23 protein-coding genes and 1 tRNA gene are annotated in these 22,474 nt (G+C 62.7%); 14 read left to right on the top strand and 10 right to left on the bottom strand.

Annotation, left to right across the window (positions count from 1 at the left end; all coding sequences use genetic code 11):
- Positions 1-465, bottom strand: coding sequence for a transcriptional regulator NrdR (gene nrdR, locus PP4_RS02825; protein ID WP_009685710.1), 465 nt, complete (start codon positions 463-465; stop codon positions 1-3).
- A 106-nt stretch (positions 466-571) separates the two neighbouring features.
- On the opposite strand from nrdR, the gene PP4_RS02820 reads away from it, so the two are divergent.
- From PP4_RS02820 to trxA, 3 genes are read left to right on the top strand one after another with little or no spacing between them, the layout of a single operon-like run.
- Positions 572-1,024 (top strand): YbaY family lipoprotein, encoded by a 453-nt coding sequence (locus PP4_RS02820; protein WP_016497778.1) that lies wholly within the window; start codon positions 572-574, stop codon positions 1,022-1,024.
- Positions 1,025-1,684, top strand: a complete 660-nt coding sequence (locus tag PP4_RS02815) for a class I SAM-dependent methyltransferase (RefSeq protein ID WP_016497777.1) — start codon at positions 1,025-1,027, stop codon at positions 1,682-1,684. It begins immediately after the preceding gene.
- A gap of 31 nt (positions 1,685-1,715) precedes the next feature.
- Entirely contained in the window at positions 1,716-2,588 is an 873-nt protein-coding gene (gene trxA / locus PP4_RS02810; protein WP_016497776.1) for a thioredoxin, read from the top strand.
- A gap of 65 nt (positions 2,589-2,653) precedes the next feature.
- Here the strand turns inward: trxA and PP4_RS02805 are convergent, their stop codons facing one another.
- Positions 2,654-4,192, bottom strand: a complete 1,539-nt coding sequence (locus tag PP4_RS02805) for a hypothetical protein (protein WP_016497775.1) — start codon at positions 4,190-4,192, stop codon at positions 2,654-2,656.
- A 101-nt stretch (positions 4,193-4,293) separates the two neighbouring features.
- On the bottom strand, positions 4,294-4,656 hold the full coding sequence (locus PP4_RS02800; protein WP_016497774.1) for a hypothetical protein: 363 nt from the start codon (positions 4,654-4,656) through the stop codon (positions 4,294-4,296).
- Between the two features lie 130 nt (positions 4,657-4,786).
- Here PP4_RS02800 and PP4_RS02795 point away from each other — a divergent pair, with 130 nt between their 5' ends.
- The 5 genes from PP4_RS02795 (at position 4,787) to PP4_RS02775 (ending at position 8,764) form a co-directional block, all read left to right on the top strand.
- Entirely contained in the window at positions 4,787-5,356 is a 570-nt protein-coding gene (locus tag PP4_RS02795) for a DUF2796 domain-containing protein (RefSeq protein WP_016497773.1), read from the top strand.
- Positions 5,357-6,067: an ABC transporter ATP-binding protein gene (locus tag PP4_RS02790; RefSeq protein WP_016497772.1), complete on the top strand. Its 711-nt coding sequence runs from the start codon at positions 5,357-5,359 to the stop codon at positions 6,065-6,067.
- Entirely contained in the window at positions 6,067-7,332 is a 1,266-nt protein-coding gene (locus PP4_RS02785; protein ID WP_016497771.1) for an ABC transporter permease, read from the top strand. The genes PP4_RS02790 and PP4_RS02785 overlap by 1 nt, the downstream gene beginning before the upstream one ends.
- 126 nt (positions 7,333-7,458) lie before the next feature.
- Positions 7,459-7,971 (top strand): DUF3299 domain-containing protein, encoded by a 513-nt coding sequence (locus PP4_RS02780; protein ID WP_016497770.1) that lies wholly within the window; start codon positions 7,459-7,461, stop codon positions 7,969-7,971.
- Positions 7,972-8,080: 109 nt separating this feature from the next.
- A complete protein-coding gene (locus tag PP4_RS02775) occupies positions 8,081-8,764 on the top strand; it encodes an OmpW/AlkL family protein (RefSeq protein WP_016497769.1) in 684 nt (227 codons plus the stop codon).
- On the opposite strand, the gene PP4_RS02770 is transcribed toward PP4_RS02775, so the two are convergent.
- Entirely contained in the window at positions 8,752-9,957 is a 1,206-nt protein-coding gene (locus tag PP4_RS02770; protein ID WP_016497768.1) for an MFS transporter, read from the bottom strand. The two genes, PP4_RS02775 and PP4_RS02770, sit on opposite strands and share 13 nt — an antisense overlap.
- Before the next feature lie 101 nt (positions 9,958-10,058).
- Here PP4_RS02770 and PP4_RS02765 point away from each other — a divergent pair, with 101 nt between their 5' ends.
- The gene (locus tag PP4_RS02765; RefSeq protein WP_016497767.1) at positions 10,059-10,502 is read left to right on the top strand and encodes a winged helix-turn-helix transcriptional regulator; all 444 of its coding nucleotides are present in this window, start codon (positions 10,059-10,061) and stop codon (positions 10,500-10,502) included.
- Positions 10,503-10,634: 132 nt separating this feature from the next.
- On the opposite strand, the gene PP4_RS02760 is transcribed toward PP4_RS02765, so the two are convergent.
- Complete coding sequence (locus tag PP4_RS02760; RefSeq protein ID WP_016497766.1) at positions 10,635-11,567, bottom strand: NAD-dependent epimerase/dehydratase family protein; 933 nt, start codon at positions 11,565-11,567, stop codon at positions 10,635-10,637.
- Positions 11,560-12,444: a sugar nucleotide-binding protein gene (locus PP4_RS02755; protein ID WP_016497765.1), complete on the bottom strand. Its 885-nt coding sequence runs from the start codon at positions 12,442-12,444 to the stop codon at positions 11,560-11,562. Before PP4_RS02755 ends, PP4_RS02760 begins: the two co-directional genes overlap by 8 nt.
- 262 nt (positions 12,445-12,706) lie before the next feature.
- On the opposite strand from PP4_RS02755, the gene PP4_RS02750 reads away from it, so the two are divergent.
- Genes PP4_RS02750 through PP4_RS02740 form a run of 3 tightly spaced genes read left to right on the top strand, consistent with a single transcriptional unit; the run spans position 12,707 to position 15,408 of the window.
- Positions 12,707-13,747 (top strand): Fe(II)-2OG oxygenase family protein, encoded by a 1,041-nt coding sequence (locus tag PP4_RS02750; RefSeq protein WP_016497764.1) that lies wholly within the window; start codon positions 12,707-12,709, stop codon positions 13,745-13,747.
- Positions 13,748-13,762: 15 nt separating this feature from the next.
- Positions 13,763-14,554 (top strand): TSUP family transporter, encoded by a 792-nt coding sequence (locus PP4_RS02745; RefSeq protein ID WP_016497763.1) that lies wholly within the window; start codon positions 13,763-13,765, stop codon positions 14,552-14,554.
- An 8-nt stretch (positions 14,555-14,562) separates the two neighbouring features.
- Entirely contained in the window at positions 14,563-15,408 is an 846-nt protein-coding gene (locus PP4_RS02740; protein ID WP_016497762.1) for an alpha/beta hydrolase, read from the top strand.
- An 11-nt stretch (positions 15,409-15,419) separates the two neighbouring features.
- Here the strand turns inward: PP4_RS02740 and PP4_RS02735 are convergent, their stop codons facing one another.
- The gene (locus PP4_RS02735; protein ID WP_016497761.1) at positions 15,420-16,229 is read right to left on the bottom strand and encodes a helix-turn-helix domain-containing protein; all 810 of its coding nucleotides are present in this window, start codon (positions 16,227-16,229) and stop codon (positions 15,420-15,422) included.
- A 178-nt stretch (positions 16,230-16,407) separates the two neighbouring features.
- Between PP4_RS02735 and PP4_RS02730 the strand changes: the two genes are divergently transcribed.
- Positions 16,408-17,850 (top strand): alanine/glycine:cation symporter family protein, encoded by a 1,443-nt coding sequence (locus PP4_RS02730; RefSeq protein WP_016497760.1) that lies wholly within the window; start codon positions 16,408-16,410, stop codon positions 17,848-17,850.
- Positions 17,851-17,922: 72 nt separating this feature from the next.
- The gene (locus PP4_RS02725; protein ID WP_016497759.1) at positions 17,923-18,912 is read left to right on the top strand and encodes an asparaginase; all 990 of its coding nucleotides are present in this window, start codon (positions 17,923-17,925) and stop codon (positions 18,910-18,912) included.
- A 106-nt stretch (positions 18,913-19,018) separates the two neighbouring features.
- Here the strand turns inward: PP4_RS02725 and PP4_RS02720 are convergent.
- From PP4_RS02720 to selA, 3 genes are all read right to left on the bottom strand, one after another.
- Positions 19,019-19,114 (bottom strand) — tRNA-Sec (locus PP4_RS02720).
- Between the two features lie 6 nt (positions 19,115-19,120).
- Positions 19,121-21,043 carry a selenocysteine-specific translation elongation factor gene (selB, locus tag PP4_RS02715; RefSeq protein ID WP_016497758.1) on the bottom strand — a complete coding sequence of 641 codons (1,923 nt, stop codon included), beginning with the start codon at positions 21,041-21,043 and terminating at the stop codon, positions 19,121-19,123.
- Entirely contained in the window at positions 21,040-22,467 is a 1,428-nt protein-coding gene (gene selA / locus PP4_RS02710) for an L-seryl-tRNA(Sec) selenium transferase (protein ID WP_016497757.1), read from the bottom strand. Before selA ends, selB begins: the two co-directional genes overlap by 4 nt.
- Positions 22,468-22,474: the final 7 nt, after the last annotated feature.

The raw sequence follows: 22,474 nt of genomic DNA, 5'->3' as shown, positions 1-22,474 counted from the left end.
TCACTCTTTAGCCGGCTCACGGGCCAGGCGGTCGATTTCTTCGCGGAACTCGTCCAGGTCCTGGAAGCGCCGGTACACCGAGGCAAAGCGGATATAAGCCACCTCGTCGAGCTTGCGCAGCTCGGCCATGACCATTTCACCCACCACCAGCGATTTGACTTCGCGCTCGCCAGTGGCACGCAGGCGGCTCTTGATGTGGGCCAGCGCCGCTTCCAGGCGCTCGACGCTGACCGGGCGCTTTTCCAGGGCCCGTTGCATGCCGGCGCGCAGCTTGTCTTCGTCGAAAGGCTGGCGCGTGCCGTCCTGCTTGATCAGCCGGGGCAGCACCAGTTCGGCGGTTTCGAAGGTGGTGAAGCGCTCGCCACAGGCCACGCATTCGCGGCGGCGGCGCACCTGCTCGCCCTCGGCAACGAGGCGAGAGTCGATGACCTTGGTGTCGTTGGCACCGCAAAAGGGACAGTGCATGGTGGCAGGCAACAAAAAAAGGGAGGGCCATGGTAGCGCATTGCACTGGCAAGACAAGCCAAAGGGGTTAACATCCATGGGAAATCTGCCCGTTAAGGACTCCCCCATGCACTACCGAGCGCTCGTCGTGCTGTGCTGCGCCGCCCTGCTCGCCGCTTGCGGCAGCGACAGGCCGAAGACCGATACACCCCCGGCGCCCACACCAACCCGCTCGGCCAAACCGGCCGAAGTATTGGGCCCGTTGCCGGCCTACCAGCGTGAACTGAGCGGCACCTTGCTGGAAATCCCGGCCGGTGCCGACGTGGAACTGGCCTTGCTGGTCATCGACGAACGCGACCGCCCGCAACGCCTGCTGGCCAGCAGCAACCTGACCGGCACCGGGCAAGCGTTGCCCTACCACCTTCGCTTCAACCCCGAGGCCTTCCCGGCCGGCGCGAGGGTCGAGCTACGTGGCCGCGCCAGCCGTTCCGGCCAGTTGATCATGCACCTGCCGCCGGTACGTATCAGCCAGGCCCAGACCCAGGCCACCGGCCCGCTGCGTTTCGAGAAGGCACCTTAAGTGGCGCCACTGGCCCTGCAACAGGCCCTCGGCGGCCTGATCGGCGAAGCGCGCCTGATCGTCAGCGAGCTGCCCGGCTGTGACCTGAAGCTGTGGTTGATCGACGACCAGAACATGGACCGTGCCTTCAGCAGCGACGAAACCCGGCGCATTCTTGAAGAGCCGCCCTACTGGAGCTTTTGCTGGGCCAGTGGCCTGGCCATGGCCCGCTACCTGGCCGAACGCCCGGAATGGGTGGCCGGCAAGCGCGTGCTGGACTTTGGCGCCGGCTCCGGTATCGCCGGCATTGCCGCCGCGCGCGCCGGGGCACTGGAAGTGGTGGCCTGCGACCTCGACCCGCTGGCCCTCCATGCCTGCCGCGCCAATGCCGCGCTGAACGGGGTAGCGCTCAGTTACAGCAGCGACTTCTTTGCCGAGGACGACCGCTTCGACCTGATCCTGGTTGCCGATGTGCTGTATGACCGCGCCAACCTGCCGCTGCTGGATGCCTTCCTCAGCCGCGGCCGCCAGGCGCTGGTGGCCGACTCGCGGGTACGCGACTTCAGCCACCCGCTGTACCAGCAGTTGGGCGTGCTCGAAGCACTGACCCTGCCGGACCTGGCCGAGCCACACGAATTCCGCAGGGTCAGCCTGTACCACGCCAGCCGCGACGCCTTATAGTGGTGCCATTGATGAGTTAGCGAGAGTCGCGATGACCCAAGACACGCCTTACATTTTCGACGCTACCGATGCCACCTTTCAGCAACTGGTGATCGAGAACTCTTTCCACAAGCCGGTGCTGGTGGACTTCTGGGCCGAGTGGTGTGCGCCGTGCAAGGCACTGATGCCGTTGCTGGCCAAGATCACCGAGGGTTACCAGGGCGAGTTGCTGCTGGCCAAGATCAACTGCGACGTGGAGCAACAGGTGGTTGCCCAGTTCGGTATCCGCAGCCTGCCGACCGTTGTGCTGTTCAAGGACGGCCAGCCGGTGGACGGTTTTGCCGGGGCTCAGCCGGAATCGGCGATTCGCGCCATGCTCGAGCCACACGTGCAGATGCCCGCCGCCCCCACCGCTTCGCCACTGGAGCAGGCCAAGGCGCTGTTTGCCGAAAGCCGCTTTGCCGAAGCCGAAGCGCTGTTGCAGGCGCTGCTGGGTGAAGACAACAGCAATGCCGAGGCGCTGATCCTGTACGCCCGCTGCCTGGCCGAGCGCGGTGAACTGGGCGAGGCCCAGGTGGTGCTGGATGCGGTCAAGACCGACGAGCACAAAGCTGCGCTGGCCGGTGCCAAGGCCCAGCTGACCTTCCTGCGCCAGGCGGCCAGCCTGCCGGAAGTGGCCGACCTGAAAAGCCGTCTGGCGCAGAACCCGCAGGATGACGAAGCAGCTTACCAACTGAGCATCCAGCAACTGGCGCGTCAGCAGTATGAAGCGGCGCTGGATGGGCTGTTGAAGTTGTTCCAGCGTAACCGTGGCTACGAGAATGGGCTGCCGCAGAAGGCGTTGCTGCAGGTGTTCGAGTTGCTGGGTGGTGATCACCCGCTGGTTGGCGTTTATCGTCGCAAGCTGTCGGCGGCGATGTTCTAAACTGCACCGTAGCCGAACAGCGAGGGCAGATAGCACATCCGCTACCTGCCCATCACCTTTTGACGTCAACCACCATTGCGCATGGCCACGAACTCAGCGGCAGTCAGCAATGGCATGGGAATGATGATTACCGCGAACAGCAAATAATCTGGGTCCCGGTGGATCGCCTGCACAACACTGAACCTGTTCATGGTGCCAGGCGAAAAAATGCCATCTGACACTTTCCCATCCCCTGCCAGCACTTTCCACTCGACAAGCTCCGGCGGTACCACTGTTTCTCCGCCTCCCCACGGCTTATAAAGTAACGTGAGCTGCAGTTGTCCGCCGACCGTGTCGAGTTTGAAGTAATGGGTAGGCCTGGCATTGAGTACGACCATGGTCGAGAAATACGGAAGTAGCGCAAAGCCCGAGAGAATCCGGACAATATCGACGGGGTTTCTTGTCATTGAACTGAGCAGGGCAGCCTCCTGGCCGGTCAACGGGTTTTCGCCATAAATCACTCCCCCCTCGTCTTGCGGGATGTAATCACAGGAGCGGCCGTTAGGCACTAACTGCCCAACAGCAGGCGACGTGAATTCCCAGATCGGCGCGGCAGGGTTGACGGTATTCAGCACCAATCGCTGGCCGGCGCTGCCTGCAGATACGATTCGGACCAAGGGATCTATATGCGACGAATAAACGGAAGCGTCTGGCAGTGGTGTCTCAAGACCCGTGGAGGGTTCAACCAGCGTGGCTTTGGCGACCGGATCGCCCCAATCGAAATCGGTGTATGCCACACGCCCTAGCGGGAAGAGTATCTGTGCCAATTCTTCGAAGTCTCGGCCATAAAAGCCTTCGGCAGGGATATCTGTCGATCTTACATAGCAATACCCTAATGCATCTTCTGCTGTTGCCGGCCCCTGCTCACACTCATCTTCCATGCTCGCAGGTATTATGCCGTCGCCATCGCCGGCATTGGCAATATACATGACATGCGAAAGCTGGCCTGGAACGCGGCGCAGATAGAAACGTATATCCTGCATCAACCACTTGCCATAAGTAACATCCGCAGTCTTGGGCAGCACGACGATTTTTTCACCCGCAGGAAGTTTGTCGAAGCGGATCTTGAATGGCAGGCCTGCGTCCGTGTCACGCTCTGGGAATCCTAGAAATCCGACTGAGAAGTCGGAGCCTGCCGACAGCGTAAAAATTGTGTCATCGTTGTATTGGTATGTACCAACGCACTGATCCAGCCTGAAGGTCTGAAACAGTGCCCGGCGCTCATTCCGGCTGCCGGCAACTAGTTCAACGATATCGGCGTACTGGGCACCATGCTCTCTGTGAAACTCGTAACTGGTGTACGACACAAAACGCCTTGCCACAGTGATCGTTTCACCGTCCCCGGTTGGAAACTCCGGCAGCGGACTGCCCAATACACAACGCGTCGTCAGCCAGCCGGTAGGGCGTTGATGGACAAAATCCACAGCGTCGGTGTGGGCAGTGTCAAGCCGCCCCTCGTAATAATGCAGACAGAAGGCGTTCAGTTTTTCAGCGTCAAAAACAAAGTGTGTGCGCCAACCACGCAGGTCGTACTGCTGTGCCGCTGGGGCGTTCTGGGTGTGCATGGCAGGCCTTCCTCTATGGAGATCTACACATTCGACACCTTGGAACACTCAATGAAAACTGGCAGAAACATCAGGTGATCGCAGCCCGCATTTGCTCAATACTACCCGTTTGCATTCTCCTGCCAACAGTAGAGCGGAGCATCTTCACCTGCCAGCACGCGGACCTGTGCACAGTGCCGCAAACGCACCAGCAGCCTCTTGCCTGCTGCCGGACTCCCAGCCAGCCCCGTCAGGCTCTCCAGCAACTCTGGCCCTGATAGCCGCCCGGCTTGGCGCAACATTTCGAGCGCTGCCGCCCACTGTCCATCATCCTGGCGCGGGGCCGGCACCACCGCAGCACTCACGGTGCCACCCGGTGGCGGTGCTTGCCCCTCGATTTGCCGCCCCAACTGCGCCCACTCCGCCGGTTCCAGCTCGATGGTCAGGTCCACCGGCCAGTCACCAATCTGTCCACGAATCCTCACGATGCGTTCCTTGAGCCCATGTCAATGTACCCATGCTACCCCAAGATGAAACCTGCGCCACGTGGGCTGGCGATACCCAGAAAAGTTGTTATAACATAACCCAATCTTCCAGCCCGCCCCGGAGTCGTCCATGCGTCGCCTGCTGCTCGCCCTGCCCTTCGCCTTGCTGCCACTGGCCGTGGCCCATGCCCACGATGACCATGATCATGACCACGGCACGCTCGGCGCCCACGAGCACGGCGTGGCCAAGCTCAACGTCGTGCTTGATGACAACACCCTGGAGCTGGAGCTGGACAGCCCGGCAATGAACCTGGTGGGCTTCGAGCATGCCGCCAGCAGCGATGCAGACAAAGCCAAGGTCGCCGCCGTGCGCCAGCAACTCGAACAACCCCTCAAGCTGTTCGGCCTTTCTGCAGCAGCGAACTGCAAGGAAGAACAGCAGGAGCTGGAAAGCCCGCTGTTCGGTGATGCCCTGAAAGCCGACGACGAGGGTGACGAACACGCGCATGGCCACCAGCACAGCGACATCGGTGCCCATTACCAGCTCACCTGCGCCAACCCCGACAAACTGGCACAGGTGGACCTGGCGCCATTGTTCAAGGCCTTCCCGGCCACCCAGAAAATCAACGTGCAACTGATCGGCCCCAACGGCCAGAAAGGCGTGGAAACCACGCCGGCCAAGGCAGCGGTCGCCTTCTGAATGAGCCAGCCGTTGATCGAACTGCATGACCTGGTGTTCGGCTGGCCAGGTCAGCCGCCGTTGCTGGATATTCCGGCATTCCACCTGGACGCGGGTGAAGCCCTGTTCCTCAAGGGCCCCAGCGGCAGTGGCAAGACCACCTTGCTGGGCCTGCTCGGCGGGGTGAACGTGCCGGCCCAGGGCCGCATCCAGTTGCTTGGCCAGGACCTCGGCAAATTGGGCCAGGGCGCCCGCGACCGCTTTCGGGTCGATCACACCGGTTACATCTTCCAGCAGTTCAACCTGCTACCGTTTCTCTCTGTACGTGAAAACGTCGAGCTGCCCTGCCGCTTCTCGCACAGCCGCAAGGCCCGCGCCGAGCAGCGCCATGGCAGTGTCGACCAGGCGGCCGGCACGCTGCTGGCCCACCTGGGCCTGGGCGACCCCGCCCTGCTCGCCCGCCGCGCCGACAGCCTGTCGATCGGCCAGCAACAGCGGGTCGCCGCCGCACGCGCCCTGATCGGCCAGCCAGAACTGGTGATTGCCGACGAACCGACCTCGGCGCTGGATGCCGACACACGCGAAGCGTTCATCCGCCTGCTGTTCGATGAATGCCGCGCAGCCGGTGCCAGCCTGCTGTTCGTCAGCCACGACCAGAGCCTGGCACCACTGTTCGACCGTCACCTTTCCCTGGCCGACCTCAACCGCGCCGCCAAGCCCCGGGAGGCCTGATGTACCTGCTCCGCCTTGCCCTGGCCAGCCTGGCCAACCGCCGCTTCACCGCCTTTCTCACCGCCTTCGCCATCGCCCTGTCAGTGTGCCTGCTGCTGGCGGTGGAACGTGTTCGCACAGAAGCGCGCGCCAGCTTCGCCAGCACCATCAGCGGCACCGACCTGATCGTCGGCGCCCGCTCCGGTTCGGTGAACCTGCTGCTGTATTCGGTGTTCCGCATTGGCAACGCTACCAACAACATCCGCTGGGACAGCTTCGAGCACTATGCACAGGACCCGCGCGTGAAGTGGGCGATCCCGATCTCGCTGGGGGACTCGCACCGCGGCTACCGAGTGATGGGCACCACGACGGATTACTTCAGCCATTACCAGTACGGCCGCCGCCAGCATCTGGAAATGAGCCAAGGGCGTGAGTTTGCCAGCGACCCGTTCGAGGTGGTGCTCGGCGCCGAAGTGGCCGAGGCGCTGCACTACAAACTGGGTGACAAGCTGGTGCTTGCCCACGGCGTGGCAGCCATCAGCCTGGTCAAGCATGACGACAAGCCGTTCACCGTGGTCGGTGTGCTCAAGCGCACCGGCACACCGGTCGACCGCACCCTGCATATCGGCCTGGGCGGTATGGAGGCCATCCATATCGACTGGCACAACGGCGTACCGGCCCGAGGCGCCGGGCGCATCAGCGCCGAGCAGGCACGCACGATGGACCTGCAACCTGCCGCCATTACCGCGTTCATGCTGGGCCTGAACAACAAGATCGCGACCTTCAGCCTGCAGCGCGAGATCAACGAGTACCGCAGCGAGCCGTTGCTGGCAATCCTGCCAGGCGTGGCCCTGCAAGAGCTGTGGAGCCTGATGGGCACGGCGGAACAAGCGTTGTTCGTGGTGTCGCTGTTCGTGGTGTTGACCGGCTTGATCGGCATGCTGACGGCGATTCTCACCAGCCTCAACGAGCGCCGCCGGGAGATGGCGATCTTGCGTTCGGTCGGGGCCAGGCCGTGGCATATCGCGGGGCTGCTAATACTGGAGGCGCTGTCACTGGCGGCGGTCGGGATCGTGGCCGGGCTTGGCTTGCTGTATGCGGGGATTGCCCTGGCGCAGGGGTACGTGCAGGCCAACTATGGCTTGTATCTGCCACTGGCCCTGCCGAGTGCTCATGAATGGACCTTGCTGGCTATCATCCTGGGGGCGGCATTGCTGATGGGCAGCGTGCCGGCGTGGCGGGCCTATCGGCAGTCGCTGGCCGATGGCCTGTCCATACACCTCTGAGTGCGCGTAATGATCAGACACCTCACTGCCTGCTTCGCGGGCATGCCCGCTCCCACAGGGAGCCCGGCAGGCTTCGAACCTTGTGCAGGACCTTTGGGAGCGGGCATGCCCGCGAAGAGGCCGGCAATGCGCATGCTGCTGGCCCTGCTGTTGCTGGTAGCAATGCCGCTATGGGCCGCCGAACCCAAGGAGCTGGACTGGCCGGCCCTGATCCCCGAAGGCGCCCCGGTCATCCCGCCACAACTGGCGCCGCTGCATGACATGTCACAGCTCAGCAACGCCCTGTCTGCCGAGTCCGCGCCAGCCGCGCGCCAGCAAGCCCCCGATGCCCCAGTGGTCAAGGGCCTCGACGGCCAGCAGGTCAAGCTTCCGGGCTACATCGTGCCGCTGGAGGTAAGCGAAGAAGGCCGCACCACCGAGTTCCTGCTGGTCCCTTACTACGGTGCGTGCATCCACGTGCCACCCCCGCCGTCGAACCAGATCGTGCATATTTTCAGCGAGATGGGCGTGCGCGTCGAAGACCTCTACCAGCCGTACTGGATCGAGGGAAAGATGCAAGTTAGAGCCTCCAGCAGCGAACTGGCCGACGCCGGCTACCAGATGGAAGCCGAGAAAATATACGTTTATGAGCTGAGATGAGAACTGTTTCGAATTCGTGAAGACGCTTCTTTGAGCTGGGTCAAACTTTCTGTTTAAACAGCTCCGTACCATTGGACTACTCGATTAATAACGTCCTTTGGGAGCTTCCATGAACAAGTCCTTGCTCGGCGCCTCGCTTGTGGCCCTTGCGCTCGCCGCCCCTGCCGCCCACGCCTACCAGGCGGGGGACATGATCCTGCGCGCAGGCGCCATCACCACCGCCCCGAACGAAAGCAGCGGCGACCTGAAGTTCGACGGCAACAAGGTGTCGGGCACCAAGGCGACCCTGGACAGCGACACCCAGCTGGGCCTGACCTTTGCCTACATGCTCACCGACCACATTGGCCTGGAACTGCTGGCAGCCACCCCGTTCAAGCACACCGTCGGCGTTAAAGGCCTGGGCGGCGGGCTGGACGGCAAGCTGGCAGACATCAAGCAACTGCCACCGACCCTGTCGCTGCAGTACTACCCGATGGAGCCGAATTCGCGCTTCCAGCCGTACGCCGGTGTGGGTATCAACTACACCCTGTTCTTCGACGAAGACCTGAGCAGCGCACGCAAGCAACAAGGCTTCAGCAACCTCAAGCTGCAGGATTCGGTCGGTATTGCCGGCCAACTGGGCATGGACTACATGCTGACCGAAAACTTGCTGGTCAACGCCTCGGTCTGGTACGTCGACATCGACACCAAAGCCAGTGTCAACGGCCCGACCGCGCTGGGCTACAGCAAGACCAAGGTCGACGTCGATGTCGACCCGTGGGTGTACATGGTCGGCCTTGGCTACAAGTTCTGACCTGAACACTGCAGGGCGGCTTCGGCCGCCCTCGCGCGTTGCAGCCATAGCCAGTAGCCCAGCGCTGCCGCACTGAAGGCCATGCCAAGCCCACACACGGCAGCCCACCCCCAACGGGCATGCACCCAACTCGCAAGCACCGCCCCCAGCCCGCTGCCAAGCGAATAGCAGCACATGTAGGCGCCGATCAATCGGCTGGCCATCGCGCCACGCCCTGCCAGCAACAGGCTCTGGTTGGTGACATGCACCGCCTGCACGGCAAAGTCCAGCATCAGCACACCTAGCACAAAGGCCATCAGCGACAGCCCGACAAAAGCTGTGGGCAACCACGACAGCGTCAGCAGCGCCAGCGCCAGCCCGGTGGTGCGCTCTCCCTGCCCTTGGTCGGCCAAGCGACCGGCGCGCGCAGCCGCCAAAGTACCCGCAACACCTGCCAGGCCGAACAGGCCAATCTCGGTATGGCTCAACGCCAATGGCGCCGCGCTGAGGGGCATGACCATGGCACTCCACAGCACGCTGAACGCAGCGAAGATCAATACGCCAAACACGCCGCGCTGGCGCAGCAGCCTGTCCTCCCGATACAAACGGAACTGGGACACGATCAACGCCCGGTAGCCAGGCCGGTGTACGAGCGGCTGCCCACCGGGCAGGCTGCGCCACAGCACCAGGGCCAGCAGCGTCAGCAGCCCTGCGGCAACCAGATACACACTGCGCCAACCGGCCAAGTCAGCAAGCCCACCTGCCACCAGGCGCGCCAATAGAATCCCCAGCACCACGCCACTGGTGACGGTGCCCACGGCCTGCCCCTGCTCACCGGGTGAAGCCAGGCTGGCCGCATGCGCCACCATTATCTGCACCATGACGGCCATCAGCCCGGTGATGGCCAAGGCCAGCAGCAACATCGCCCAGTTGGGCGCCATGCCGACGCCGACCAGCGCCAGGGCAGAAAACAGCAACTGGCCCAGCAACAGGCGCTTGCGGTCGATCAGGTCCCCCAGTGGCACGATCAGTAGCAGCCCCAGGGCATAACCTGCCTGGGTCACGCCGACTACCCAGCCAATTTGCTGCTGCACCACTCCCAGGTCGGCGGCCATCGATTCAAGTAAAGGTTGGGCGAAGTACACCGTCGCCACCGCCATGGCGCTGGTGATGGCAAGCAGCAGGGTTAGCCCGCGTGTCAGCGCAGATGTCATCGGTCAGGCCTCGTCAATTTGGTTTCGATTTGAAACCACCCCTGGCTATTTAGCAAATGTGGTTTTAATCTGCAACCAGACAATCAGAAAAGGCCCACCCCATGCTCGATGAAAACAATGCCCAATGCCCGGTGGCCCGAGCCCTGGAGGTATTGGGTGATCGCTGGGCACTGATGATCCTGCGCGATGCCTTCGATGGCCTGCGGCGGTTCAGTGAGTTTCAGAAGAACCTGGGGCTGGCGAAGAACATCCTCGCCTCACGGCTCAAGCTGCTGGTGGAAAGCGGGCTGCTGATGACACAGCCGGCATCGGATGGCAGTGCCTACAAGGAATATGTGCTGACCGAAAAAGGGCTGTCGGTGTTTCCGGTGGTGGTTGGCTTGAGGCAGTGGGGGGAGCTATACCTGTTTGAAGCGGGGGAAGCGCGTTCTGAATTGGTGGAGGGTGTTACGGGGCGGGCGCTTGAGACTTTGCAGGTGCGGGCTTTGGATGGGCGAGTACTCGGGGCCGAGGATTGCCTGCGCAGGGTTGTGCGGCATGGGTGATTTTTGGGGCTGCTGCGCAGCCCATCGCGACACAAGGCCGCTCCCACAGTGACAGTAAGTCCATTGGCTTTACGCGGTCGTTGTAGGAGCGGCCTTGTGCCGCGAAAGGGCCGCAAAGCGGCCCCAGCGCTATCAGCTTTTACCCAGTAACCGCGCGAGACCTTCAACCATCGGCGTCGCCTGCGGAAACTCGAACCGCGCCAGCAACCGCTGGTTGTCCGCCCGCGAATGGCGAATATCACCCGAACGCGCCGCCACATGGCTGATCGCCGGCAAGCTGCCCACCACCTTCTCCAGCGCCACCAGCAACTGGTTCAGCGAGGTGGCCTGGTTGAGGCCGATGTTCACCGCCCCCTCCTCGACCTGCGGCTGCTCCAGTGCCTGCACCATCACCTGCACCAGGTCGCCCACGTAGAGGAAATCGCGGGTCTGCTCGCCATCGCCGAAGATGGTGATCGGCAAGCCCTGCACTGCGCGCTCGCAGAAGATGCTGATTACCCCGGAATACGGCGAGGACGGGTCCTGGCGTGGCCCGAAGATATTGAAGAAGCGGAACACCACCGGCTCCAGGCCATGCTGACGGCGGTAGAAGTCCAGGTACTGCTCACTGGCCAGCTTGTCCACGGCGTAGGGCGTCAGCGGCGCCTTGGGCGTGTCCTCGGCAATCGATTCACCCTCGCCATTGTTGCCGTACACCGCCGCACTGGAGGCGAACAGCACCCGGCGCAGACCATGCACGCGCATGGCTTCGCACACATTGAGGGTGCCAATGAAGTTGCTTTGGTGGGTACGCACCGGGTCTTCGACCGAGGCCTGCACCGAGGCCACCGCCGCCAGATGCACCACGGCACTGCAGCCTGCCGCAGCCTGCGTGACCAGCCCGGCGTCGGCCACATCGCCTTCAATCAGCTCTAGCCGTGGGTGGTCAACCTGCAGGTTGCTGCGCCGGCCGGTGGAGAAGTCGTCGAGAATGCGTACGGCGTAGCCTTTGTCCAACAACGCATCGCACAGGTGGGAGCCAATGAAGCCGGCACCGCCGGTGATCAGGATGGGGGCGTCAGCCATGGCGGTAGAACCGGTCCAGTAGAGGCGGCAGGCCGGCGCGCCAGGCGCGCGGCTTGATGCCGAAGGTATGAAGGATTTTCTTGCAGGCCAGTACAGCGTTCTGCGGCTCTTCGCTGGCATCCGGCCGTGCCGCATGGGCCTGCGGTGTCGGCGCCTGCACCGCCAGTTGGCGGTATTGGCCTGCTTCGGTAAGGATAGCCTGGCCCAGCGCCAGCGGCGTGGTCGCCTCGTTGCCGGCGTAATGGTAAGTGCCCCAGAGCGGCGCACTGCAATCGAGCTGCTTGAGCACCGACAGAATCACCCGTGCGGCATCGTCGACCGGTGTCGGGTTACCACGCCGGTCATCGGCCAGTAGCAGCTCTTGCGGCTGCTCTGCACGGGTCAGGAAGCGGCCCAGCGAGCCGTCGATGCTCTCGTCGAGCAACCAGCCGAAGCGCAGCAGCACATGCTGCGGGCAGGTTGCGCGCACACTCTGTTCGATGCGCCACAAAGCCTGGCCACGCAGGCCAAGCGGTACTGGCTCGTCCTTTTCGCTGTAGGCGGTGGCCCGCGAACCATCGAAGACCCGGTAGCTGGATGGCTGCACCAGGGTGATCTGGTGGTGCTGGCACAGCTCTGCCAGTCGCTCCACTGCCCGCTCCTGTTGAGCCAGGCGTTGCTCGCTGACCGACTCGGCCTGGAACCAGTCGAAGTAATAGGCCAGGTTGACCAGGGCGTCGGGGCGGTGATCGTCGAGCAACTGAGTGAGGTTGGCCGGCGTCCAGCCGTTCTCGGGCGGGCGCGGCGCCAGGAAAGCAATGTCCTCCTCGGCCCCAAGACGAATCAGCGCTTGCCCGAGGGCATTGCCACCACCCAACAGCATTAGGCGCATACGCATAGAGTCAGCAGATCCGAGAGGTTGATGAAGGAAAGGGGCCATTTTGCGGTTTCCGGGCGGGGAAGTCCAACGTCGAGCCTCGCCAAGGCCTCAGGGGAGTCGTGGATCTGGAGTTTCACTGCACGACACAGCCGACAGAGAAAAATCCTACGACGCATCAGGAAAGAGCTGACTTCCCCGCAGAGGCGTAACTGCATTGAATAGTTGACTCTCTTGCTTGCCTGGCGGGGAGCCTCCTCACAACAAGTACAAGGAACGTTCAATGCCCCATCCCGAAGCCGCATACCTGGATTTCCGCCCGGACCAAAGTCGGGCCATAGCCCTTGCAAGTCAAACCATTGCGGACTTGGGCGGACCGGAAGCCAAGGGTGCAGCATTTGAAGCTCGTGCCTTCGCCGATCAGCTCGAAAAAGGCTTGGATGAAAAACAACGTTCGCTGCTGCAGCGCTTCGACGAAGGCAACGTGTCAACCTTGATGTTCAGGCAAATGCGTTGTGCCGACGAGCCGATACCTGAACACCTACCCGAAATCTGCGACCTGGCGCAAAGCCCTCGCTGCCTATACCTCGCTTCACGAAATCAACTGCTGCTGGAACTCGCGCGTCATCGCAGTTTCGCTTTTGATATCGACAATGAAGGCAAACAGGTCCGCCTGGTTGGTAACTTCAAGGGAGGTGGCCGTATCCCACGCCCCAACGAAGCCCCCTGCCTGACAGTGGAAACCAGCTCACATGCCGGCTTGTACTTGGGACCGCACACTGAAGCCCCGTACAACTGCTCAACAATCGCCAGAAACGGTCACTCCCCGGCCCCCTCCGCGCTTATCCTCACTGCCCGCTGGAATCCCGCCAATGAGCCTACGCATGTGTTCCCGCTCCGGGAAATCATCGAATGCTTGAGCAGCCTGGATACACTTGCGCTGACTTCAAGGTCTTTCGACTTTACGCGCAGTGACTGTTTCGCTAAAGGCAAGGGCAATGCGGGTAAAGAAGTTTCAATACTTCAGTTCGAGCCCAATGGTGGTTTCTCAATTCGTTACAACAGTTACCGCTTCCGCCTGAGTGATCGTGCTTGCAGCGCCGCCGCGCGTGCTTTCACTACATTTCAAAAAAAGCTCGATAACGCACAACCGCTGGCGTTCGTCCTCCAGCCTGATAGCGCATTGTTGGTCAACAACAGCCGAGCCTTGCACGGTCGCGACAGGGTCCAGGACAACCGGCGCCTGCTCATCCGTCAATTCGGATACTCCCCCTTAGCAGAACCGCTGGTTCTCGTTGAAGACCCCCTTCTGGTTCGTGGTTAATCACTGAGAAAAACGATGATCGAATTCGATTTGACGCTTGTTCTGATACTCGCGCTCGTTGCACTCATGGCCGGCTTTTTCGATGCGATCGCCGGAGGCGGAGGCTTGATCACGCTCCCGGTGCTATTTATCGCCGGTATAGAGCCCTTGGCAGCAATTGCCACGAATAAAGTCCAAGCCGCTTCGGCTACCGTTTCGGCTACATGCGCTTTCGCCCGAAAAGGCATGATCGACTGGAGGCGAGGCAGCCCAATGGCGGTGATGTCGTTTATTGGAGGGGCCTTGGGGGCCTTGTCCATAACCTACGTGCCCAAAAGCTTTTTGCAGGCATGTGTCCCACCCTTGCTGATCCTGATAGCAATCTACTTTGCCTTTAGTCCAAAGCCGAATGAGCAAACGCGTAAGGCGAAGTTATCGAGTAGCCTGTTCTGCGTAACGGTTGCGCCAATCATTGGGTTTTATGATGGTATCTTCGGCCCTGGCGTCGGCTCGTTCTTCATGCTGGCCTGCGTAGTGCTACTAGGCCAACAGCTGATACAAGCCGTGTGCACCAGCAAGCTTTTGAACGCAGCCTGCAACCTGGGCGCGTTGTCAGTATTTTTACTCAGCGGAGCGATCATCTGGCCGCTGGCGCTGGCAATGGCGATTGCCGCCTTTCTGGGCGCACAATTAGGTGCGCGCTGCGCAGTTCGTTTCGGCTCTCGCCTCATAAAGCCGCTGCTGGTCAGTGTCTGCATCATCATGGCATTCAAACTACTGCTCGACACGGGCAATCCACTCGGCGAGTGGCTCGATCAGTTTTTCTAGAGGGCGCCATGCACTTGCAAAAGGGATCTTCTCAGCGTCTGAAATGGCAATTTGACGAACCCGCCCCGGGCAAAGAACTGTTTATCAACGAAGCGTTTGGGAACTACCAGCAACAGGCCCGGTTGCTGGTACCTGATACCGAGCGCGCAGCGCCGGCATTGGTGCTGGGTGGCGCGCGCTCGGACTTTACCCGGCTCAACCCACTGCTCTATCGCTTGCAAGCCGCTGGCATCGGGTCGCTCACCGGCAATCTTTCTGGTCACAGCCTCGCCAGCGAGCCAGGCGCAGTGGCACCGTCACTGGCTACCAACCTCAAAGAGGCACAGCGGTTTCATACGCATATCGCACCTCGATGCCGAACACTGATCGGCCACAGCCTGGGCGCGGCAATCACGCTGAAACTTGCAGCACGGTTGCCGCAAGTGGACAGGATCGTGTTGATCTGCCCAGCGGTTTATCCAGATGATGCCCTCCGGGCGCCGTTTGGCCCGGCATTCACCACAGCCATCAGCAAACCCTACGGCTTTCTGGACAGCGACAGCTACGCCTTCCTCAAGCAGTTCCAAGGCAGAGTGCTGATGGTGATTGGCGAGTATGACGGGCTCAACTCACAACGATTCGGCAAAGGCCCAGGGACCAGTGCAGGTAGCCTGTGGCTGGCCGGTGCCGAGCGCTACAGCCCGATTCCTGAAGAAGTTACCCAGGCCCTGATGCAATCAGTTCCAGCAGCGCGTTTGCAATGCCTGTTTCTTACCGACTGCGACCATGGCATCGCTTCCCACTTACGCAGTACGCCAGCGATTGCGGATCAGGTTGCCAGCGCCGTGGCGGGATTCATCCTCGAAGACGCCTGACTTGTTGAGCACTACTCGATCTCGAACAAACTGTTGCGCAACGGCCCCACACTCAACCGCTCACGCACATCATCATCTATACGTGGGTCATCCGGCCGGTACAGTTTTACCTGGCGATAGGCATTGATGCGATTGATCTCCTCGCCCAGGTACTCCCACACCACGCGGGTGCAGGCCGGGTTGCGACGGTCGCCGCTGGAAACCCCGGCCTTGAGGCCGTTCAGGCGGGTGATGCGGCTTTTGAAGCTGGGGATGAGAATGGTCTGGCTCATTTCGTTGAAGGTGAGCGACTCGTAGTCGATGAGGAACACCCGGTCCTGCAGCTGAAACGCCGCGCCCAGGTAGCGGCAGCGCACCTCGGCATGCTGGTCAGTGGCACTGGAACGCTCCTGGCGCTCCTGGCGCTCGAACAGGAAACGGCCGCGCTCTTCCCACAGGTGCACCAGCGACACCAGGATCGTGCCCGGCACCGACATGCAGTTGGAATACTCGAAGTAATAACCGCAATAACGCGACAGGTTGCCCGCATGATCATGCAGCGGGCGGAACAGTTCGCTGATCGGGTCGCTGGGCTGCTCGGCCAAGGTGGACACCCGTGCGCCGATCAGCCGGGCGAACTGCTCGGCCGGCAGGTTCAGTTCGTAATCCTCGACCCCGAAGAAATCGCCAATGCGCTTGAGGTTGAAAGCCGTCGGACGGCTTTGACCGCTCAGGTACTTGTTGAACTGCGCGCGGTTGATAGAGAGCTGCCGGCAAACTTCGGAGATAGAGCGGTAGTGGCTGCAGGCCAGTTTGAGGTTGGTGGCGAAATGATCGCTCATGTGCGGAACCCAGGTGACGCGAATGACGCCATTGTAGCATCAACTAGCATCAAGTCAGAGCAACCCGCGAAATTGTAACGACTCTTGTCATGGCCAACCATTCGCCCCAACGAATAGCGGTGCGCCTGCCGTCCGCTGGTCATTCCACACGAAGAATAAGAATCGAGGTCATTTTCCAATGCTCGAAGTACTCAACGATTTCCTTTCGGGGAAACTCCTCATCGTGCTGATCGTAGGGCTGGGTAGCTACTTCACTATCCGTTCGCGTTTCGTTCAGTTCCGCCATTTCGGCCACATGTTCACCGTTTTCAAGGAATCGCTGCGTGGCCAGGCAGGCCAGCTGAGCTCCTTCCAGGCCCTGATGTTGAGCCTGGCCGGCCGCGTTGGCGCCGGTAACATTGCCGGTGTCGGTATCGCCGTGACCCTGGGTGGCCCGGGCGCCGTGTTCTGGATGTGGGTCACCGCACTGGTGGGCATGTCCAGCAGCTTCTTCGAATGCACCCTGGCCCAGGTCTACAAGCGCGCCGACGGCGACGGCCTGTACCGTGGCGGCCCGGCCTACTACATCCAGCATGGCCTGAAGCGCAAAAGCATGGCCATCGTGTTCTCGATCCTGCTGCTGGTCACCTACGGCTTCGCCTTCATCGGCCTGCAGTCGTACACCGTGACCCACTCGCTGCAGAACGCCTTTGACTTTGCCCCAAGCCAGACCGGTATCGTCCTGGCAGTGCTGCTGGCCATCACCTTCATCGGCGGCATCAAGCGCATCGCCGCCGTGTCGGACCTGCTGGTACCGATCAAGACCTTGGCCTACATCGGCGTGACCCTATACGTGATCGGCACCCAGATCGAACACGTGCCGGCCATGCTGGAAACCATCTTCAAGAGCGCCTTCGGCCTCGACCCGGCGTTTGGCGGCCTGCTGGGCAGCGCCATCGTCATGGGTGTGAAGCGTGGTGTGTTCGCCAACGAAGCCGGCCTGGGCAGTGCGCCGAACGTCGCCGCCGTGGCTGCCGTGAAACACCCGGGCGCCCAGGGCGTGGTCCAGGCCTTCAGTGTGTTCCTCGACACCTTCGTGATTTGCACCTGCACCGCGCTGCTGATCCTGCTGTCGGGCTTCTACACCCCGGGCTTCGAGGGTGACGGCATTGTCCTGACCCAGAACTCGCTGGCCGCCGTGGTCGGTGACTGGGGCCGTGTGTTCGTCAGCGTGGCGCTGTCGCTGTTCGTGTTCACCTGCATCCTCTACAACTACTACCTGGGCGAGAACAGCCTGCAGTTCCTCACCCGCAACCGCGTGGTGCTGATGGTGTTCCGTGGCCTGGTGCTGGCACTGGTGGTGTGGGGCTCGATGCAAGACCTGTCGACCGTGTTCGCCTTCGCCGACATCACCATGACCTGCCTGGCCTTCGTCAACCTGGTGGCCCTGGCCCTGCTGTTCAAGGTCGGCCTGCGCGTGATGCGCGACTACGACGACCAGCGCAAAGCCGGCATCGGCCAGCCTGTGTTCGACTCGAGCAAGTTCACCGACCTGGACCTGGACCGCAATGCCTGGCCTGCCAATCCACAGGTGGAAACAGCCGCTGACAAAGCAGCCGTCCAGGCTCAGCCGCAGCGCTGATATCCTCTCCTGCCCAGCCGCCCCTTCCGCGGGCGGCTTTTCTTTCTCGGCTCACCGCTACGGATGTTTTCCATGCGTGCAGTAAAGAATCTTCTCGTTCTCTATACCGGTGGCACCATCGGCATGCTCGAAACACCGGAAGGCCTGGCGCCAGCCGGTGGCTTCGAAGCGCGGATGCGTGAGCACTTTGCCAAGATGGCCGATGCCCCCCAGGTGCACTGGTCGCTTCAGGAGCTGAACCCGCTGCTCGACAGCGCCAACATGCAACAGCACAACTGGCTGGCGATGCGCGATGCCATCGTCGAAGCGGTGGATGTGGCAGGCCATGATGGCGTGCTGGTGTTGCATGGCACCGACAGCATGGCTTACAGCGCCGCGGCGTTGTCGTTTTTGCTGCTGGGCCTGCCAGTCCCGGTGCTGCTGACCGGCTCGATGCTGCCGGCAGGTGCCGCAGACAGCGATGCCTGGGCCAACCTGTGCGGTGCGCTGCGCCAGTTCGAACAAGGGCTGGAGAATGGCGTGCAGCTGTACTTCCACGATCAGCTGCTGCATGGCTGCCGGGCGTCGAAGCTTCGCAGCGAGGCGTTCGATGCCTTTGCTGCGTTGCCGCGCCATCGCGACGGCGAGCGGGCCGGGGCGATTCCCGCCGAGCTTGGCTACAAGCACCCGCGCCAGCCGGTCAACCTGGCGATAGTGCCGGTGTTCCCCGGGCTGCAGGCCGGGCACTTGCAGGCCTTGATCGACAGTGGTGTGCAGGGTTTGCTGCTGGAGTGCTACGGCAGCGGTACCGGGCCGTCGGATGACCAGGCGCTGCTGAATGTGCTGCGGGCGGCGCGCCAGCGTGGCGTGATGTTGGCAGCGATCAGCCAGTGCCCTGAGGGTTCGGTGGTGTTCGATACCTATGCGGCGGGTAACCGCTTGCGTGGGGCCGGGCTGGTCAGTGGCGGTGGCATGACCCGTGAGGCGGCGCTGGGCAAGATGGTTGCGCTGCTGGGGGCGGGGTTGGATGTGGATACTGCAGAACAGTGGTTTGCCCTGGATCTGTGTGGGGAGCGGGCTTAGGCTTCACCCTTCAGGGCCTCTTCGCGGGTGAACACGCTCCCACAGGTCCCGTGCAAGTCCCAAACGCTGTGAAGCGCCCCGTAGAGCCCCGACAGGCGAATGAAAATGGCGGAAGGCAGCGGGAGTCGAACCTGCCCGGGAACGGCTGCCGTCCCCAACCGGGTTTGAAGCCCGGCCGCGCCACCGGGCGCGATTGCCTTCCTTGAACTCAGTGCCTGGCCTGTTGCTGGGCCAGGGCGCTGTCGGCGCGGATGTGACGCTGGTCGGCCACCCTCCGGGTCAGGCCGATGCGGTCGAAATATTCCAGAATCTGCACACTGCGCTTGCGACCGATGCCCAACATATCGCGAAACGCGGCCACCTGCACTATCGGCGTTTCGCTGGCCTGCCCCCGCAACAGCTCTGCCATGCGCTGTAGCGTCGCCTCTGGGTAGAACAGGTCACGCACCACCTGGTGCACCACACCAAGCCTAGCCAGCTTGCGCAGCAGCAGGCGCACGTCGGCTTCGGCGCAATTCTCCTCAGTTGCCAGCGTCCTGACCCAGGGCGGATCGTATTGTCCCGCCAGCAACTTCGGCTGCAAGCGCGCCCACAACGCACTGTCGGCTTCGCTCAACTGCACCTTGTGATCGGGCAAATGCAGCCAAGGCCCGCTGCTGGCGATGGCGCCGTCATCGAGCAGTTCATCCAGCAGGCTGACGAATGCCGGGCGCTCCAGCGGCAAGGCCGCAAAGCGACGCAGGCGGTCACGGTCCGGGCCCAGTTGGTCAGGCTCTTGCTCATGAAAACGCGCCAAGTGCTCCAGCACCTGTTGCTTCAGCGCCTGCCACTGGGCGTTGGCGAACAGCAGCTGCCCCTGCCGCGTGGCCACCACCAATACCCCTTCTGGCAACTGCCAGGTTGCGCGCAGGCGATTGAACTGCCGCTCAAGCCGCTGGGGATCGATGCCACCGGGAGCGCTGGCTAGCAGCGCAGGCAGGGCCTGTTCCAGGTCGTCGGCATCCCGCAGCACCTGCAGCTGGCGCAGGCGCTCATCGCTGCGGCGCTGCCGGCTTGGCGCGAACGGGTCGAGTACTTTGCCGCCCCCCAAGGTGCGCTGGGCTCGCTGGTCACGCAGCACCAGGCGATCGCCGTGCACGGCCTGCAACGGCGCATTGAGCAGTAACTGGGCGAACATACGCTGCCCCGCTGCCAAGGACTCACCTTCGAGCAAGGCCACGCGGGCCGTTACATCCTGGGTGCCGAGGTGCACGTGTACAGCGCTGAAATGTTCAAACGTACGGGGCTCGCCCGGCAGCAGGTTCAACTCGATATCGACGCGTACGCTGGGCGCGTGCAGCCACTCGGGCACCAGCCAGTCGCCCCGATGCACCTGCTCCATCGCCAGCCGTTCGGCCGTGATGTTCAACGCCACTCGCTGGCCTGCCTCGGCCACCAGCGCGGCCTGGTTCTGCGCATGCAGACCACGCACCCGCACCGGTTTGCCGGCCTTGCCCAGCAACAAGGTGTCGCCGGCACTGACCCGCCCGGCCAGCGCCGTGCCCGTGACCACCACGCCGGCACCGGTAACCGCGAAAGCGCGGTCGACGGCCAGGCGAAAACCGCCACCAGCGCTGCGCTTGCGCACCGCTGCTTCGGCCTCCAGCAAGGCCTGACGCAACGCGTCTATGCCTTCCCCGTTGATGCTGGAGACGGGAAACTGCCGCGCACCGGCATACGGCCCGGGCGCCAGCAGTTCGCTGACTTGCGCCCGCACTTCGGCCAGGCGCGCCGGCTCGACCCGGTCACATTTGCTGATCGCCACCAAGGCCTGAGGAATGCCCAACAGCTCGATGATCGCCAGGTGCTCGCGGGTCTGCGGCATGACCCCGTCGTCGGCAGCCACCACCAACAACACCAGGTCGATACCGTGGGCACCGGCCAGCATGTTGTGGATAAAGCGCTCGTGGCCCGGCACGTCGATGAAGCCAGTCAGCGGTGCGCCCTCGGCCAACGCCGCGTAGCGATACCCCAGATCGATGGTCATGCCGCGGGCACGCTCCTCCTGGCGCTGGTCGCCGGCCTGCCCGGTCAACGCCTGCAGCAGTGCGGTCTTGCCGTGGTCGATATGGCCGGCGGTACCGACGATCACTGCACCGGCCCCAGTTGCAGGGCGGGCAACTGCGCCAGCCACTGGAGCTCGTCATCCAGTTGGCGCAGGTCCAGCCACAGGGCGTCGTCATCGATACGGCCAAGCACCGGCACCGGCAGTTCACGCAGTGCCCGTTCCAGCACATGCAGGCTGCGGCCTCGCAACTTCTTCGACACCTGCGGGCGCAGGCACAGGGCTGCACTGGGCAAGCGCGCCACCGGCTGGCTGCCACTGCCGATCATGCCCAGCGCGGGCTCCACGCTGACAGCCCACTGCTCACCGAGGTGAGCCTTTAGCCCAGGGGCCAGGCGCTCGGCCTGGGCCTGTATCTCGGCCTGGCTGCGGGTCAGCAGACGCAGGCTGGGCAGGCGCTCGGCCAGACGGTCGGGGTTACGGTACAGCGCCAGCACCGCTTCGAGTGCAGCGAGGGTGATCTTGTCGACGCGCAGCGCACGCTTTAGCGGGTTTTTCTTGATCCTGGCAATCAAGTCCTTGCGACCGACGATGATCCCGGCTTGCGGCCCGCCCAGCAGTTTGTCGCCACTGAAGGTGACGATATCGGCGCCGTCAGCCAGTGCCTGACGCACCGTCGGCTCGGCGGGCAAGCCCCAACGGGTAAGGTCTAGCAGGCTGCCGCTGCCGAGGTCTTCGAGCAGCGGCAGCTCATGTTGGTGGGCGATGCGCGCCAGCTCGGCCGTGGGCACCTGGGTGGTGAAGCCCTGGATGCTGTAGTTGCTGCAATGCACGCGCATCAGCAGGCCGGTACGTGGGCCGATGGCAGCTTCGTAGTCGCGGGCGTGGGTGCGGTTGGTGGTGCCGATCTCGTGCAGCTTCACACCGGCACGGGCCATGATGTCGGGGATACGAAAGGCACCGCCGATTTCGATCAGCTCGCCGCGGGAGATGATGCCCTCCTTGCGCGCGCCCAGGCTGTTGAGCGCCAGCAGCACAGCGGCGGCATTGTTGTTGACTACGGTGACGGCTTCGGCGCCGGTCAACTCGCGGATCAAACCTTCGATCAAATCGTCACGGTCGCCGCGCTTACCGGTAGCCAGGTCGAATTCCAGATTGAGGGGATAGCGGGCGGCGGTTTGCATGGCCTCGATGGCTTCTTCGGGCAACAGTGCACGACCGAGGTTGGTGTGCAGTACGGTGCCGGTAAGGTTGAGCACGCGGCGGACCTGGCTGCGCTGCTGAACGGCCAGGCGTTCGCCGGTGCGGCCCAAGAGGATTTCGGGGGCCAGTTCGGCGGGGGTGAGTTCACCGTTGCGGGCGGGGGCGCGCAGGTCGTCGAGCAGCTGGCGCAGGGTGGACAGGACCGCGTCGCGGCCGTGGCGGTCGATCAGTGCGAGGCCGGCCGGGTGGCGCAGGAGGGTGTCGATGGAAGGCAGGCGTAGGGTGTGGCTGGCGAGGCTTGAAGACATGCGGTAC

The organism is Pseudomonas putida NBRC 14164 (assembly GCF_000412675.1).
Lineage (GTDB): Bacteria > Pseudomonadota > Gammaproteobacteria > Pseudomonadales > Pseudomonadaceae > Aquipseudomonas > Aquipseudomonas putida.
The sequence above is the reverse complement of the archived record's forward strand: the minus strand, read 5'-3'. Positions and strand labels throughout refer to the sequence as shown.

Bases quoted from the DNA above. Each gene is read 5' to 3' on its own strand.
- nrdR (WP_009685710.1), bottom strand. From the start codon at position 465: ATGCACTGTCCCTTTTGCGGTGCCAACGACACCAAGGTCATCGACTCT.
- PP4_RS02820 (WP_016497778.1), top strand. From the start codon at position 572: ATGCACTACCGAGCGCTCGTCGTGCTGTGCTGCGCCGCCCTGCTCGCC.
- trxA (WP_016497776.1), top strand. From the start codon at position 1,716: ATGACCCAAGACACGCCTTACATTTTCGACGCTACCGATGCCACCTTT.
- PP4_RS02805 (WP_016497775.1), bottom strand. From the start codon at position 4,192: ATGCACACCCAGAACGCCCCAGCGGCACAGCAGTACGACCTGCGTGGT.
- PP4_RS02795 (WP_016497773.1), top strand. From the start codon at position 4,787: ATGCGTCGCCTGCTGCTCGCCCTGCCCTTCGCCTTGCTGCCACTGGCC.
- PP4_RS02790 (WP_016497772.1), top strand. From the start codon at position 5,357: ATGAGCCAGCCGTTGATCGAACTGCATGACCTGGTGTTCGGCTGGCCA.
- PP4_RS02785 (WP_016497771.1), top strand. From the start codon at position 6,067: ATGTACCTGCTCCGCCTTGCCCTGGCCAGCCTGGCCAACCGCCGCTTC.
- PP4_RS02780 (WP_016497770.1), top strand. From the start codon at position 7,459: ATGCGCATGCTGCTGGCCCTGCTGTTGCTGGTAGCAATGCCGCTATGG.
- PP4_RS02775 (WP_016497769.1), top strand. From the start codon at position 8,081: ATGAACAAGTCCTTGCTCGGCGCCTCGCTTGTGGCCCTTGCGCTCGCC.
- PP4_RS02770 (WP_016497768.1), bottom strand. From the start codon at position 9,957: ATGACATCTGCGCTGACACGCGGGCTAACCCTGCTGCTTGCCATCACC.
- PP4_RS02765 (WP_016497767.1), top strand. From the start codon at position 10,059: ATGCTCGATGAAAACAATGCCCAATGCCCGGTGGCCCGAGCCCTGGAG.
- PP4_RS02760 (WP_016497766.1), bottom strand. From the start codon at position 11,567: ATGGCTGACGCCCCCATCCTGATCACCGGCGGTGCCGGCTTCATTGGC.
- PP4_RS02755 (WP_016497765.1), bottom strand. From the start codon at position 12,444: ATGCGTATGCGCCTAATGCTGTTGGGTGGTGGCAATGCCCTCGGGCAA.
- PP4_RS02750 (WP_016497764.1), top strand. From the start codon at position 12,707: ATGCCCCATCCCGAAGCCGCATACCTGGATTTCCGCCCGGACCAAAGT.
- PP4_RS02745 (WP_016497763.1), top strand. From the start codon at position 13,763: ATGATCGAATTCGATTTGACGCTTGTTCTGATACTCGCGCTCGTTGCA.
- PP4_RS02740 (WP_016497762.1), top strand. From the start codon at position 14,563: ATGCACTTGCAAAAGGGATCTTCTCAGCGTCTGAAATGGCAATTTGAC.
- PP4_RS02735 (WP_016497761.1), bottom strand. From the start codon at position 16,229: ATGAGCGATCATTTCGCCACCAACCTCAAACTGGCCTGCAGCCACTAC.
- PP4_RS02730 (WP_016497760.1), top strand. From the start codon at position 16,408: ATGCTCGAAGTACTCAACGATTTCCTTTCGGGGAAACTCCTCATCGTG.
- PP4_RS02725 (WP_016497759.1), top strand. From the start codon at position 17,923: ATGCGTGCAGTAAAGAATCTTCTCGTTCTCTATACCGGTGGCACCATC.
- selA (WP_016497757.1), bottom strand. From the start codon at position 22,467: ATGTCTTCAAGCCTCGCCAGCCACACCCTACGCCTGCCTTCCATCGAC.